Source organism: Streptomyces sp. NPDC093018, from assembly GCF_040684035.1.
In the GTDB taxonomy this organism is placed as follows: Bacteria; Actinomycetota; Actinomycetes; order Streptomycetales; family Streptomycetaceae; genus Streptomyces; species Streptomyces murinus.
The window spans coordinates 449,369-463,738 of record NZ_JBFBFF010000002.1 but is presented as its reverse complement, the minus strand read 5'-3'; the positions used below and the strand labels follow the sequence as shown (position 1 = coordinate 463,738).

Sequence of the window (14,370 nt, the reverse complement as noted above, 5' to 3'; positions counted from 1 at the left end):
GTGGCGCCGGGCGGTGCCATGTGGCGCCACTTGATGCCATGTGGCGCCACATGACGCTAAGCGTGCGCCGGACCGGTGAACGCCCGGCGGCCGTACGCGAGCAGTTCGCGCACCGCCGGGCCCTGTCCGCCCTTCCAGATCAGCGCGAGCAGCGCGGGCGTCTCGACGTCCTCGATCAGGCGGGCGGTGAGCCGGTCGCCGTAGCGCGCGGCCATGGACTCGCTGAGGACGGCGACCGCGAGATCGCGGGCGGCGAGGTCGGCGATGGCATCGGCGGCGGTGGCCTGGAGGGCGATCACGGGGTGGAGGTCCCGCGCGGCGCACGCCCGGTCGAACACCGTACGCAGTCCGGTGCCGGGCGGCATGCACACGATCGGGTGGGCGACCAGCTCGGCCAGGGCGACCCGGGGCCGCGCGGCCAGGGGATGACCGGGCGGTACGGCGGCGACGAGCCGTTCGCTGATCAGGGTCAGCGTCTCCAGGCCCTCCGGGGCGGCGGCCGCGGCGCCGACCAGCGCCAGGTCGACGGTGCCCGCGCGCACCCCCTCGACGAGCCGGTCGGAGTTGTCCTCCAGGAGCGAGAGTTCCACCCCGGGGTGGTCCCGGTGGAACGCGGCGAGGGCGTCGAACAGCGGGGTCACGGTGCAGCCGACGACCATCCCGACGGTGAGCCGGCCCCGGATCAGATCGCTCACCTCGCCCACCGCCTGCCCGACCGCCCCGGCCGCGGCGAGCGCGGTGCGGGCATGGGCGAGCGCGGCCTTGCCCGCGACCGTGAGCGTGACCGTGCGCGCCGAGCGGTCGAACAACTCGGCCCCCAGCTCCCGCTCCAGCCGGCGGATCTGGGCGCTGACGCCGGACTGGCTGATGCGCACCCGCTCGGCGGCCCGGGTGAAGTTCCGCTCCTCGGCGACCGCGACGAAGTACTCCAGCTGCCTCAGTTCCATGACTGTGGATTCTAGTTTCCAGAAGTTCCATCTGTTGGACTTCTGATCGGCCCGCGACCAGGCTGGGAGGCGTCGAGAGACGGTGTCGGCAGACATCACGGACCGAGGAGGAAGCCGTGCCCGAGTACGAGAAGGCCATGCGCCCGGAGGACATCACCCGCTTGTTCGTCGAGCGGTCCAACGCGGGGGACGCGGCCGGGGTCGCCGCGCTCTACGAGGAGGACGCGGTGCTGGCGTACCCGCCGGGCGAGCGGACCGTGGGCCGGGAGGCGATCCGGGAGCTGTGGGCGAAGGTGCTGGCGAACCGGCCCCGGTTCGCGCCGGAGCCGCCGCTGCCCACGCTGGTCAGCGGCGACATCGCGCTCACCGCGACCCCGCCGAAGGACGGGACCGGCGCCCGCGCCCAGGTCGCCAGGCGCCAGCCCGACGGCAGCTGGCTGCGGCTGCTGGACCAGCCGGAGTTCGTGGCGCCCGCCCGTTGACCCCGGCCCCCGGGCGCGCCCGGGTCAGGCCAGCCTGACCCGCGCCAGCTGGCGGGACTGGGCCACCAGCCGGTCCTCGCTGTCCCAGACCTCCGCGTCCTCCTCCAGGAAGCCGCCGGCGAGGTTGCGGGTCGTGATGGCGACGCGCAGCGGGCCCGGGGCGGGGCGGTGCCGGATGTGGGCCGTCAGTTCGACGGTGGGGACCCAGCCCTTGAGGCCCATCTCGAAGGCGGTCGGCGGCAGCGCGTCCACGGCGAGCAGCAGCGAGAGCGGGTCGGCGTCACGGCCGTCCGCGAGGCCGAACCAGGCGCGCATCTCGCCCTTGCCCGAGGGCTGTCCGATCGCCCAGCCGACGGTGGCCGGGTCCAGCTTGAGCAGCAGCCGGTCGGTGATTTCCGAGACGCCCTTGAGCGGGTCGGGGCCGTCGGCCGGGCCGAAGCACCGCTCGTAGGGCGGGATCGCGGGCGGCTTCGCGGTCGTACGGACGTCGTCGGGGAGGCCGGCGAGGTCGCCGTAGGAGGCGAGGACGCGGATCCGCTCGACCTCGTTGCCCTCGTCGTCGTACTGGAAGAGCGAGGCCTGGCCGGTGGAGAGGGTGCGGCCGGTGCGGACGGTCTCGGTGCGGATCACGGCCCGGCCCGGCCGGGACGCGGTCAGATAGTGCGCGGAGATGGTGAAGGGGTCCGGGTGCGGCAGGGCGTCCCCGAGGGCCCGGCCGAGCACGGCCAGCAGATAGCCGCCGTTGACGGCGCCGAGGATGGTCCAGCCGGCCGAGAGATCGATGTCGTAGACCCCGGGCTCGCGGCGGACGACGGCGGTGTCGCGGTCGAACTCGCTGTCGCCGGTCACGGCCCGCGACGGGGAGGGCGCGGAAGCTGCTTCTGCCATGACTGAACGGTACAACAGGCAATTACTAAGCGGTAGCTTTCCTGCTTCACCACCCCTCGCCGTCACGGTAGGATCACAGGAGGTGAGGTTTCGGCAATTTCTCGGTAAGTGTCAGGACACGTCCGTAACCCCGGGGCCTTGTTTTCCCTCTATCGGGACATGAGCCTCACCGGGACTCCGTTCCTCTACACGACCGTCGTGCTGGCCGTGATCGCCCTCATACTGCCGCTTCTGCTGTGGTCGAAGATGCGCGGCCCCAAGCACCTGCGCACCGTCGCCCGCGTACTGATGCTGCTGTTCGCCCAGGGCACGGCCGTCACCCTGGTCTTCGTGCTGGTGAACAACCAGAACAACCTGTACGACAACTGGGCCGACCTCTTCGGCACCGGCAGCCATGTCGAGCAGGCCGCCGACCTCGGCCGCGACGGCACCGGCGGCATAGCGGTCAAGCACCTGCCCAAGGTCAAGCAGACCTTCACGCAGGCCACGGGGCCCGGCATGCACTCCGCCGGCGGCGTCCGCGTCACCCAGCTCAAGGGCCGGGTCTCCGGCGTCGACGCCGAGGTCTACGTCTGGCTGCCGCCGCAGTACAACGACCCGGCGTACCGGCACAAGAAGTTCCCGGTGGTCGAGGTGCTGCCCGGCTACCCCGGCTCGGCGCGCGCCTGGTTCGGCTCGATGAAGGCCCATGAGCAGCTGCTGCCGCTGATGAAGAGCGGCCAGGTCGCCCCCTTCATCATGGTCGCCCCGCGCACCAACCTGCTGGCCGGTGTGGACACCGGCTGCGCCAACATCCCGGGGCAGGTCAACGCCGACACCTGGCTGAGCATCGACGTGCCCAAGATGGTCATGGACAACTTCCGTGCCCAGCCGGCCCCGCAGGGCTGGGCCATCGCCGGGTACTCGGCGGGCGCCCAGTGCGCGGTCAAGCTGGCCGTGGCGCACCCGGACCGGTACAAGGCCGCGGTGAGCATGTCGGGCTACAACGACCCGATCGGCGAGCGCAACTCGCTGGCCGCGCAGAACCCCACCCTGCGCGCCGAGAACAACCCGTATCTGCTGCTGAAGAAGGCCACCGTGCCGCCGCCCATCGCGCTCTACCTCTCCGGCGAGTCCGGTGACGGCTACGAGGCGGGCATGGCACTGGAGTCCGTCGCCAAGGCGCCGACCACCGTGCACGTGGTCTTCCTGCCGAAGAGCGCGGGCGGGCACACGATGGCGCTGTGGCGGCCGCAGGTGCCCGATGTGTTCCGCTGGCTCACCCTCCAGATGGGCCAGAGCCACGCCAAGGGCCGGGACCACTCCGTGCCCGGCACCCCCGCCCCCGGTACCGGCGTCGGCGCCCCCGCCGGAACGGCCGCGGCCGGGAGCACCGGTACTACTCCTCGGTCACCGTCGAACGGCGGTTCCACGCACGCGGAGCTCGCCAGTGGTACCGCATCGCGAGCAGACGCAGCACAAAAGCGGTGACGGCCGCGATCCCACTGGTGAGGGGGGTCAGCGCGTCGTAGCGGATGCACAGCACCACCATGCCCGCGCCGACCATCGCCGGGACCGCGTAGAGATCGCGGTCCCAGCGCAGCAGCGAGGGCACCTCGTTGGCCACCAGGTCGCGCAGCACACCGCCGCCGACCGCGGTGGCCAGGCCGAGCGTCGCCGACGCGGTCAGGCCGAGGCCGTAGCCGTACGCCTTCGTCGTACCGCTGACACAGAACAGCCCGAGGCCGGCCGCGTCGAAGACCAGCACCGCCGTCTGGATCCGCTCCACGTGCGGGTGCAGGAAGAAGACGACGAGGGTGGCGAGCAGCGGGGTGACGAAGTACCCGAGGTCCGTGAACGCGGCCGGCGGCAGGGCCCCGATCACCACATCGCGGAAGAGTCCCCCGCCCAGCGCGGTGACCTCGGCGAGCACGGCGATGCCGAACACGTCGAAGTTCTTCCGGACGGCCAGCAGCGCGCCGGAGATCGCGAAGACGAAGATGCCGATCACGTCGAGCGTGTGCTGGACGGAGGGGCTGAAGAACTGTTGGAGCTGCACCCTGACATTCTCACCTGTCGAGCGGGCTGAACCTTACAAAGCCAGGTTTACAGGGCGGGTTTACCTGTGGTGAACAGCCAGGTGTCGAACAGATCGCCGAGCTGCTGTCCGCTGATCCGCTCGGCGAGGCGGATGAAGTCCGCGGTGTCGGCGTTGCCGTGCCGGTGCAGCCGGGTCCAGGCGGGGAGCAGCCTGAAGAACGCCTTGTCGCCGATCCGCTCGCGCAGCACCTGGAGGGTCATGGCGCCGCGGTCGTAGACGGCGTCGGCGAACATCGTGTCCCGCTGCGGGTCGGCGACCTTCGTCTGCCAGAAGTGCGAGTCGGCCGGGTACGAGTCGTAGTCGGCCAGGAACGCGTCATGGGCGGTGCGGGTCCCCCGGTGCTCGGCCCACAGCCACTGGGCGTAGGTGGCGAAGCCCTCGTTGAGCCAGATGTCCTTCCACTGGGCCACGCTCACCGAGTCACCGAACCACTGGTGGGCCAGCTCGTGCACGATGGTCGTCTCGTTGCGCACGGCGGAGTACGCGGGCTTGGACTGCACCTCCAGCGAGAACCCGGCCTCGGGCATGTCGTCCACGATCGCGCCGGTCTCCTCGAACGGGTAGGGCCCGAAGATCTTCGACCAGTAGTCGGTGGCCTCCGCGGTGACCGCGTACACATCGACCTTGTTCGAGTTCTTCAGCACCGGGTCGACGGCGACGTAGATCGGGATGCCGCCGGGGGTGCGGCCGGTGCGGACGTCGAACTTCCCGATGGTGGCGGTGGCGAGATAGGTCGCCATCGGCTCGGACTCCCGCCAGTGGGTGTACGTCGAGCCGCCTCGGTCGCGCGTCGACACCAGCCGCCCGTTGGAGACGGCGGTCAGGCCCTTCGGCGCCTTGATCCGGATGTCGTAGGTGGCCTTGTCGGAGGGGTGGTCGCTGGACGGGAACCAGGTGGAGGCGGCGTTGGGCTCGCAGGCGACGAAGACGCCGTCGGAGGTCTTCATCCAGCCGTACTCGGAACCGAAGACGATGGGCCCGCTCAGGGGCTGGGGCACGCCGCCGTAGGTGACGCGCACGGTGAAGCGCCGGTTCCTGGCGAGCGAGCCGCGCGGGGTGACGGTGACCTCGGCGCCGTCCCGGCTGAACCGGGCGGTCCGTCCGTTCACCTCGATCCGGGTGATCTCCAGCTGCTGGAGGTCCAGATCGAAGGAGGAGAGGTTCTGGGTGGCGCGGGCGGTGAGGGTCGTACGGCCGTCCAGGCGGCCGGTGCCGGGGGCGTACGCCAGGTCGAGGTCGTAGTGCAGCGCGTCGAAGCCGCCGTTGCCCAGCTCGGGGAAGTAGGGGTCGCCGATGCCGGGGGCGCCGGGGGTGGGGGCCGGGGCGGCGGCGATGAGCAGGAAGGAGGCCGCGGCGGTGGCCAGGACCCCCGCACGTGCCGAACGGGAGAGTGCCATGAGTCGTCCCTTTCGAGCGTGTACCGATCAGGTGTCGGACACGGGCGACTCTGCACTCTCCCGTTCAGGCATGTACATGCCCTTGCGTGAACCGGCCTCGGGCGGCGGGCCCTTTTCGGCTACTTGCCCTTCGGCTACTTGCCCTTCGGCTTCGGGGACTTGGGAGCGGCTTCGGGCTCGGCGCCGGACTCGGGCTCGGGCTCGGGCTCGGCAGCGGCTTCCGCCTCCGGCTCGGACGCCGACTCCTCGGCGGCGGGCTCCGGGTCCGCGGCGGCCGCGGCCTCTGCCTCAGCCTCGGGCGCGTCCTCGGACTTCGCGGCGGCCTCCGGCTTCGAGTCCGACTTCGGCTCCGGCTCCGGCTCCGCAGCCGACTCCGGCGAAGTCTCCTTCGCAGTCTCGGACTTGACCTCGGGCTTGGCTTCAGACTTGGCCTCGGGCTTGGCCTCGGCCTCCGGCTCCCCGGCCAGCACCGCGTCCGGCACCAGCTCCGACGCCGCCTTCGCCGCCGACAGCAGGACCGTGTCCTGCGGGGCCTGGTCGGCGAAGTTCTCCGGGTGGTGGCAGGCGACCCGCTGGCCCAACTTCAGCTCGACCAGCTGGGGTTCGGTGGTCCGGCAGATCTCCGTCGCCTTCCAGCACCGGGTGTGGAAGCGGCAGCCCGACGGCGGGGCGATCGGCGAGGGTACGTCGCCGCGCAGCAGGATGCGCTCGCTCTTCTGGCCCCGGCGCTTGGTGTCCGGCACCGGCACCGCCGACATCAGCGCCTTGGTGTACGGGTGCATCGGCGCCTCGTACAGGGCGTTGCGGTCGGCCAGTTCGACGATCTTGCCGAGGTACATCACCGCGATCCGGTCCGAGACATGCCGGACGACGGAGAGGTCGTGCGCGATGATGACGTAGGTCAGGCCCAGCTCCTGCTGGAGGTCGTCCATGAGGTTGACGACCTGGGCCTGGATCGACACGTCCAGCGCGGACACCGGCTCGTCGGCCACGACCAGCTTCGGCTTCAGGGCGAGCGCGCGGGCGATGCCGATGCGCTGGCGCTGGCCGCCGGAGAACTCGTGCGGGTAGCGGTTGTAGTGCTCGGGGCTCAGGCCGACCAGTTCGAGCAGCCGCTGGACCTCCTTCTTCACCCCGCCCTCCGGCTCGACGCCCTGCAGCCGGAACGGCGCCGAGACGATCGAGCCGATGGTGTGCCGGGGGTTCAGGGAGCCGTACGGGTCCTGGAAGATCATCTGGATGTCGCGGCGCAGCGGACGCATCTCGCCGGTGGACAGCCGGGTGATGTCCTGGCCCTCGAAGGAGATCGAGCCGCCGGTCGGGTCCTGGAGGCGGGTGATGACCCGGCCCATGGTCGACTTGCCGCAGCCCGACTCGCCGACGACGCCCAGGGTCTCGCCCTTGCGCACCTCGAAGTCGATGCCGTCGACGGCCTTCACCGCGCCGACCTGGCGGCGCAGGAGGCCCTTCTTGATCGGGAAGTGCTTGGTCAGGTTCTCGACCTTGAGCAGCACCTCGCGCTCGTCCGGAGCCGACGCCTGCTCGGGTACCGCGGCCTTCGCGGCGGTGTCCGTCTTCTTCGTCTCACTCACAGCTTCGGCGCAATCTCTTCGGTCCAGATCCGCTCGCGGTCCTCGGCCGGCAGGTGGCAGGCGGACCAGTGTCCGGCGCCGACCAGCTGCAGCTCGGGGCGCACCGTGCGGCTGACGTTCTCCGCGGGGACGTCCGCGTACGGGCAGCGCGGGTGGAAGGCACAGCCCGAGGGGACGTTGATGAGGCTCGGCGGCTGGCCCTTGACCGGGATGAGCCGTTCGGAGGTCTCACGGTCGATGCGGGGCATCGAGCCGAGCAGGCCCCAGGTGTAGGGGTGTTGCGGCTTCTCGAAGACCTCGGCGGCGGCGCCGCGCTCCACGCACCGGCCGCCGTACATCACGAGGACGTCGTCGGCTATCTCGGCGACCACGCCGAGGTCGTGCGTGATCATGATGACCGCGGAGCCGAACTCCTTCTGGAGGTCGCGGATCAGGTCGAGGATCTGCGCCTGGACGGTCACGTCGAGGGCGGTGGTCGGCTCGTCCGCGATGAGCAGTTCGGGGTTGTTCACCAGCGCCATGGCGATCATGGCGCGCTGGCGCATACCGCCGGAGAACTCGTGCGGGTAGCCGTCGACGCGCTTGGCCGGCTCGGGGATGCCGACGCGGTCGAGCATCTCGATGGCGCGGGTGCGCGCTTCCTTCTTGCTGACCTTGTGGTGCACCCGGTACGCCTCGACGATCTGGTCGCCGACCTTGTAGTAGGGGTGCATCGCGGACAGCGGGTCCTGGAAGATCATCGCCATGTCGCGGCCGCGGAGCCTGCGCACCTCGTCCGGGGAGGCGCCGACCAGCTCCTTGCCGTTCAGCCAGATCTCGCCGGACATCCGCACGTTCTTGCCGCGCGCGCCGAGCCGGTGCAGGCCCATGACGGCGAGCGAGGTGACGGACTTGCCCGAGCCGGACTCGCCGACGATGGCGAGGGTCTTGCCCTTGTCCACCGAGAAGGAGAGCCCGTCGACGGACTTGACGATGCCGTCGTCGGTCGGGAAGTGCACCTTGAGGTCGCGGACCTCCAGGAAGGCCGAGGGTGCCTTGGCGGGGGTTCCCTCGCCCGTTTCGGTCTTGGAGAGTTCGGTCACGAGAGCCTCACCCGCGGGTCGGCGGCGGCGTAGAGCACGTCCACCAGGAGATTTGCGATGACGACGAAGATGGCGGCGAGCAGGGTCACGCCGAGGATGGGGGGCAGGTCGTTGTCGCCGATGGCCTTCACCGCGTACTCGCCGACCCCGTGCAGCGAGAACACGGTCTCGGTGATCACCGCGCCGCCGAGCAGCAGACCGAGGTCCATGCCGAAGACGGTGATGATCGGGGTGAGGGCGGCGCGCAGACCATGTCTGCGGACGACGACGCGTTCCCTGAGGCCCTTGGCGCGGGCCGTGCGGATGAAGTCCTCGTTCATCGTCTCCAGCATGCCCGAGCGGGTGAGCCGGGCGTAGATCGCGGAGTACAGCAGCGCCAGCGAACACCACGCGGGGAACAGGGTGTTGGCCCATTGCGCCGGGTTCTCGGTGAACGGGACGTAGGTGCGGCCGAAGATCGGCCAGGTGTAGGTGAAGAGCAGCAGCGCCAGGTTGCCCGTGAAGAACATGGGCAGCGAGACACCCGCCAGGGCGACGCCCATGAAGGAGCGGTCGAACAGCGAGCGCGGCTTGAGCGCCGAGATGACGCCGACCACGATGCCGGAGACCAGCCAGAGCACGGCCGCGCCGGCGGCCAGCGAGAGGGTGACGGGAAGGCGGCTGGTGAGCTGCGGCCAGACCGCTTCGTGCGTCTTGAAGGAGTAGCCGAAGCAGGGCGCGCCACAGTGCACCGTGCTGGGACCGACGCTGTAGTCGGCGCCGGCCACGATCCCCTTGATGAAGTGCCAGTACTGGACGTAGACGGGCTGGTCCAGACCGAGGTTGTGCTTGACCGCGGCGATGTCCGCCTTCGACGGGCTCTTTCCGATGTACTGCTGCGCGAGCTGATCCGCTGTCTGGCCGGCGATGCGCGGCAGCAGGAAGAAGATGGCGAAGGTGACCGCGGAGACGACCAGCAACAGGATCACTGCCGCGACCGTCCGGCGGAGGATGTACGAGATCACGGGGACCGGCGCTGGTGCCCGCGGGCCTCGCGGCCCGCGGGCACCAATGCCTTCACCTGCCTTCCGGGGCTGCTACTTCTTCGTGGTGCCGAGGTTGAGGTAGTCGTACTGACCGCTGAACGCGGACGTGGAGACCACGTTGGTGGCGTACGGCGAGCGGTACAGCAGAACCTTGAAGTAGGTCAGCGGGACCAGCACGGCGTCGTCCATGGCCTGCTTGTCGATCTGCGCGTACAGGGCGTTGCGCTTGGCCGGGTCGGGCTCGGCGATCGCCTTGGCGAGCAGGTCGTTGACCTGCTTGCTGTCGTACTGCGACAGGTTGGTGTTGCCGGACTGGCTGATCGCCGCGCCGTTCAGGATCTGCTGGAGGAAGCCGTAACCGGAGGGCCAGTCGGCACCCCACTGCATCATCATCAGGCCGACGTTCTGCTTCTTGTCGAAGCTCGGCACACCCGCGTAGTCGGTGAAGTACTTGCCCGACGGGTACTGCTTGAGGGTGGCGTTGATGCCGACCTTCTTCAGCGAGTTGATGATCGCGGTGGCCGCGTCCACCTCGCCCGGACGGTCGGAGCGGGCCGTGATGTTGGTGTTGATCGTCTTCTGGCCGCAGGACTTGAGCTGGTCCTTGGCCTTGGCGACGTCGCCCTTGCTGCCCGCGGAGGCGTAGACGTCCGCCTTCTGGTAGCCGGTGATGTCCGGCGGCAGGACGGTGGTGGCCACGTCACCGCGGATCGGGCCGCCCATGGCGGTCTGCACGGAGACCTTGTCGATGGCGTACTCGACGGCCTTGCGGCAGGCCACGTTGTCGAACGGCTTCAGCTTGGTGTTGATCGCCGCGTAGACCAGACGGCCGCCGTAGGCGTTGTCCGTGTTGGCCTTGGCGTCCGCGGAGTTGAGCAGGGACGCCTGGGTGGAGTCCTGGACGCCGGTGCCCCCGAGGTCGACGGTGGCGTCGCCGGACTGGAGGTCCTTGTCGATCGTCTCCGGGTTGACCTTCAGGTTGACGATGATCTTGCTGGCCAGCTGCTTGCGCAGCGGGTCGGTCTTCGCGTCCCAGTTCTTGTTCGGGACCAGGACGACCTGCTTGCCCTCCTGGTAGCTCTGGATCTCGTACGAGCCCGAGGACACGATGTTCTTGACGTAGTCGACGCCCTTGTCCTTGGACTGGGGCACCGGGGCCGTCTCCGGCTCGGCGGCCAGGTAGTCGAACTCCTGGAACGGCTTGCTCAGGTGGAAGACGATCGTGCTGTCGTCCGGGGTCTCGATCGAGGACAGGCCCTTGGCGCTCTTGTCCTTGTACGGACCCTTGTACTTGTCGCCGTCCTTGAGGAACTGCTGGAAGTAGTTCGGGCCGAGCGAGAGCACGTCACGCGCGAAGTTCGACCGCTCGACGGCGTACTTGACGTCCTTCGAGGTGATCGGGGTGCCGTCCTGGTACTTCACGCCCGTGCGGAGCTTGTACGTCCAGGTCTTGCCGCCGTCGCTGGAGACGCCCTTGCCCGCGGCGAGGTCCGGGACGAGGGTGTTGCCCTTGCCGCCGGGGCCCGGGGCGAACGTCATCAGCGGACGCGCGTAGAGGCGGCTGAAGTTCCACATGTACGCGTAGTACTGGTTGCCGGGGTCGAACGAGTCCGGCACGTCCGACAGTTCGTAGGTGACCGTGCCACCCTTCTTGTCGGACGCGTTGACCACCTTCGTGGTCGCCGCGTTGGCGCCGGCCGCCTTCGGTGTGTCCTTGTTGTCATCGGCCTTGCTGCAGCCTGCGAGCAACAGGCTTGCTGAGCCGATGGCCGCGACCGCGGCCAGCGCTGACCTTCGCATGATGGTCTGCTTCCCCTCCATTGATCGGAAAACTTGGGTGAGCTCTCTGGCTGCCTAGCGGCTGCGCGGGTCGAGAGCGTCGCGGAGACCGTCGCCGAGCAGGTTGAACGCGAGGACGGTGACGAAGATGGCGAGGCCGGGCACGATCATGTACTGGGGATCGACCTGGTAATAGGTGACCGCGTCGCGGATCATGCCGCCCCACGATGCCTGCGGGGGCTGGATGCCGACGCCGAGGAAGCTCAGCGAGGCCTCGAAGAGGATGTTGGTCGGGATGAGCAGCGTCGAGTAGACGATGATCGGGCCGACCAGGTTCGGCATCAGCTCACGGAAGAGGATGTACGGGCCCTTGGCGCCCATGCCGCGGGCCGCGTCGACGAACTCGCGCTCACGCAGGGCCAGCGTCTGACCGCGCACGATCCGGCCCAGATAGGGCCAGTTGAAGAAGCCGATCACGAAGATGAGCACGCCGAGGTGGAGCGGAAGTCCGTTCAGACCGAAGGCGCCGCCCTGGAGGGTTGCGGAGATCGCGATGGCGAACAGCAGCAACGGGAAGGCGAGGAAGATGTCCATCAGGCGGCTGATGATCGAGTCGACCCGGCCGCCGTAGTAGCCCGCGATCACACCCATGATCGCGCCGATCACATTGGACAGGACCGTGGCACCGAAGGCGACGACCAGCGAGACCCAGGAGCCCTCCAGGACACGGGTGGCGATGTCCCGGCCGAACTTCGGGTCCACACCGAGCGGGTGGTCAAGGCTCATGCCGCCCCAGCCGCCCTTGGGCAGTGAGGTGTCGGGGTCGATCAGGCCCTGATGGAAGGCGTTGGGGTCGAGGCCGAACACGGCCTGGATGGGGCGCGAGAGGATGGCCAGCAGGATCAGCAGGATCACGATGACGCCGCCGGCCACGGCGACTCTGTCCCGCTTGAAGCGGGTCCAGGCGATCTGGCCCAGGGAACGACCCTCGATCTGCCCCTTGTCGGCTCCCGCGAGCACAGCCTCAGGCTGCGCCTCGGCTGCCGCCCCGGTGGTCTCGATCGGTGCGGTCACGATGTGCGACCCCTCTCGCCGGTGGTGACCGGCCTGCGCTGCCGCGGTTTGCGGCTTTGTCGACTTGCAAGCGAACACGAGTTCTTACGCCTCGTGGTCTGAGTGGGGAGTCTTCAGCGTCCTTGCGATCACTCGCCAGAGCTGACGGTGAAAGTATGCGCAACCGTGATGCACCGCGGAGGATTCCGTTATCCGGACAGTGGGTAACGGCTCCCGGACGCGGGGCAGTTGGGACACAACGCCGTAATGCCGCGGTTCGGGAGGTAGGGCGGGAACGGCGTCCGATCCGGCGGAACCTCAGTAACCGCCGTGCACCGGCGGATAGCCGTAACCCGGCGCGGGGCCCTGGAGTTGGGGTGCCGGGCGGCCGGCGGGGGCGGCGGCGTGGGCCTCGCGGTCGTAGAACGGCCGGGCCTGGGCGCGCATCCACATCACGACCGGGTCGTGGTCGTCGGTCAGCGCGACCGTGGAGACGGGCAGGCCTTCGGGGACGGCGCCGACGGAGCGCTGCATCATCGCGCGCACCGAGTCGACCGCGGCGGGCGAGGTCTCGTACAGGTCCAGGCCGATGGCGAGGTACGGCGCCCCGAGCGCGGGCTGCACCCAGGCGCGGCGCAGCGAGCGCAGGGCGGGGGTGCGGTGGGCGTGCTGGGCGAGCAGGGCGTAGAACTGCGGGATCTCGATGCCGGGTTCGGTCAGCCGCAGGGGGCCCGCGGGCTGCCGGTCCAGGCCGGTGGCGATGCGGCGCAGGTCCAGCCAGGGGATGCCGACGCCGCCGCCGGGGGCGTGCGGGTTGAGCCAGAGACCGTAGTGGTCGGGGTAGAGGGTGCGGGCCACGTCCAGGCCGTCGACCACTTCGTACGAGCGGTTCCAGCCGCTGGCGGACAGCTCCTGGGCGGAGGTGACGCACGGCGCGTAGTGGCAGCCGTCGACCTCCATGTCCCCGTACTGGGCGTCCGGGGAGCCGGCCTGGCCGTGCCACAGCAGCATCCAGATCTGGCCGGCGGAGGGGGTGGCGAGGGCGCGGAGCAGGGCCTCGTAGGCGTCGTAGCGTCCGGGCGTGACGTGGCGGAGCGTGTGTTCGACGCTTCCGCTGTGGGTGGCGCTCACCTTGTCATGCCCTTCTTCTCCCTCGTGCCCCGCGTATGAAGACAGCTTATGCGCCGATGGGCACGGGGCCCGTTGTCCGTTCGCCCAGGCCCCTAGCGGATGTAGAAGGGTCGGACGCTTGACTTCAGCCATTCGGCCACCGGGTCGTCCGTCACGTCCAGCAGGATCAGGTTGACCGGCCAGGCGGTCGGGATCCGGCCGAGGGCGCGGCCCAGGGCCTCCAGGGGCAGGGCCCGGAAGTCGCCCTCCCACTGGGAGAGTTCCACGCCGACGAACATGACCGGGTCGGCGTTCTCGATCGCGGCCAGGCAGCGGCGGGCGGTGACGACCACGCCGGTCGCGGCGAACTCGGCGGACGCGGCGGAGAGGAAGTCGACCGGGTCGTCCTGCCAGTCGGGCTCGAACAGCCGGACCCGGCCGCCGGTGGCGGGGCCGTCCAGCGGGGTGTGTCCGGCGCGGCACAGCTCGGCGACGGCCTCCGGCGGGAGCGGGATGCCGACGGTGCCACCGGGGTTCACCGCGATGCCCGCCTGCGGGGGCAGGCCGCGGGCGAACTCCACGGCCGGGGCGACGGTGTACGCCATGGGGGAGCCGACGGCCTGGCGGAACTGCTCCTCGGAGCTGAACACCGGGACGTACGCCTGGCCCTCGATGTCCAGGGTGGGCAGGTCCAGCGGGCCGCTGCCGGGGCCGCCGCCGGACGGCAGCGGCACAAGGACGAAGCTGCGGCCGAGGACCTCGATGATCCGGCCGCCCGCCGCGGGTATGCCGAGGGAGGCCGAGAGCACCTCCTCCAGCTCATTGCCGGGCCACCCGCCGTGCGGGTGGGGGTGCGCCTGTGCCGGGAAGTCCGCGGGAACGTCCGCCGGGAAGTCCATCTGCCTACCGCCTGCTGGTGACCGCTGCTGTGACCA

General features: G+C 69.9%; 13 protein-coding genes. 2 read left to right on the top strand and 11 right to left on the bottom strand.

Annotation, left to right across the window (positions count from 1 at the left end):
- Positions 1–56: 56 nt before the first annotated feature.
- The gene (locus tag AB0N90_RS05950; protein WP_365193271.1) at positions 57–947 is read right to left on the bottom strand and encodes a LysR family transcriptional regulator; all 891 of its coding nucleotides are present in this window, start codon (positions 945–947) and stop codon (positions 57–59) included.
- 116 nt (positions 948–1,063) lie between these two features.
- Between AB0N90_RS05950 and AB0N90_RS05945 the strand changes: the two genes are divergently transcribed.
- A complete protein-coding gene (locus tag AB0N90_RS05945; RefSeq protein ID WP_365193269.1) occupies positions 1,064–1,429 on the top strand; it encodes a nuclear transport factor 2 family protein in 366 nt (121 codons plus the stop codon).
- 24 nt (positions 1,430–1,453) lie between these two features.
- Here the strand turns inward: AB0N90_RS05945 and AB0N90_RS05940 are convergent, their stop codons facing one another.
- Positions 1,454–2,317, bottom strand: a complete 864-nt coding sequence (locus tag AB0N90_RS05940) for a thioesterase family protein (protein WP_365193267.1) — start codon at positions 2,315–2,317, stop codon at positions 1,454–1,456.
- A 159-nt stretch (positions 2,318–2,476) separates the two neighbouring features.
- Here AB0N90_RS05940 and AB0N90_RS05935 point away from each other — a divergent pair, with 159 nt between their 5' ends.
- Entirely contained in the window at positions 2,477–3,787 is a 1,311-nt protein-coding gene (locus AB0N90_RS05935) for an alpha/beta hydrolase-fold protein (protein ID WP_365193265.1), read from the top strand.
- On the opposite strand, the gene AB0N90_RS05930 is transcribed toward AB0N90_RS05935, so the two are convergent.
- The 9 genes from AB0N90_RS05930 to AB0N90_RS05890 all read right to left on the bottom strand — a co-directional run bounded on the left by AB0N90_RS05930 (position 3,696) and on the right by AB0N90_RS05890 (position 14,334).
- Positions 3,696–4,355, bottom strand: coding sequence for a trimeric intracellular cation channel family protein (locus AB0N90_RS05930; RefSeq protein ID WP_085566662.1), 660 nt, complete (start codon positions 4,353–4,355; stop codon positions 3,696–3,698). The two genes, AB0N90_RS05935 and AB0N90_RS05930, sit on opposite strands and share 92 nt — an antisense overlap.
- Before the next feature lie 47 nt (positions 4,356–4,402).
- Entirely contained in the window at positions 4,403–5,794 is a 1,392-nt protein-coding gene (locus AB0N90_RS05925; protein ID WP_365193264.1) for a M1 family metallopeptidase, read from the bottom strand.
- Between the two features lie 134 nt (positions 5,795–5,928).
- The gene (locus AB0N90_RS05920) at positions 5,929–7,386 is read right to left on the bottom strand and encodes a dipeptide ABC transporter ATP-binding protein (RefSeq protein WP_365193263.1); all 1,458 of its coding nucleotides are present in this window, start codon (positions 7,384–7,386) and stop codon (positions 5,929–5,931) included.
- Positions 7,383–8,468, bottom strand: a complete 1,086-nt coding sequence (locus AB0N90_RS05915; RefSeq protein ID WP_365193261.1) for an ABC transporter ATP-binding protein — start codon at positions 8,466–8,468, stop codon at positions 7,383–7,385. The genes AB0N90_RS05920 and AB0N90_RS05915 overlap by 4 nt, the downstream gene beginning before the upstream one ends.
- Positions 8,465–9,472: an ABC transporter permease gene (locus tag AB0N90_RS05910; protein WP_361677371.1), complete on the bottom strand. Its 1,008-nt coding sequence runs from the start codon at positions 9,470–9,472 to the stop codon at positions 8,465–8,467. Before AB0N90_RS05910 ends, AB0N90_RS05915 begins: the two co-directional genes overlap by 4 nt.
- Positions 9,473–9,544: 72 nt before the next feature.
- The gene (locus AB0N90_RS05905; RefSeq protein WP_361677374.1) at positions 9,545–11,314 is read right to left on the bottom strand and encodes an ABC transporter substrate-binding protein; all 1,770 of its coding nucleotides are present in this window, start codon (positions 11,312–11,314) and stop codon (positions 9,545–9,547) included.
- 33 nt (positions 11,315–11,347) lie between these two features.
- Entirely contained in the window at positions 11,348–12,346 is a 999-nt protein-coding gene (locus tag AB0N90_RS05900; RefSeq protein WP_361677377.1) for an ABC transporter permease, read from the bottom strand.
- Positions 12,347–12,643: 297 nt separating this feature from the next.
- Entirely contained in the window at positions 12,644–13,456 is an 813-nt protein-coding gene (locus AB0N90_RS05895) for an enhanced serine sensitivity protein SseB C-terminal domain-containing protein (protein ID WP_361677380.1), read from the bottom strand.
- Positions 13,457–13,548: 92 nt separating this feature from the next.
- Positions 13,549–14,334, bottom strand: coding sequence for an enhanced serine sensitivity protein SseB (locus tag AB0N90_RS05890; protein WP_361677383.1), 786 nt, complete (start codon positions 14,332–14,334; stop codon positions 13,549–13,551).
- Positions 14,335–14,370 lie beyond the last annotated feature (36 nt).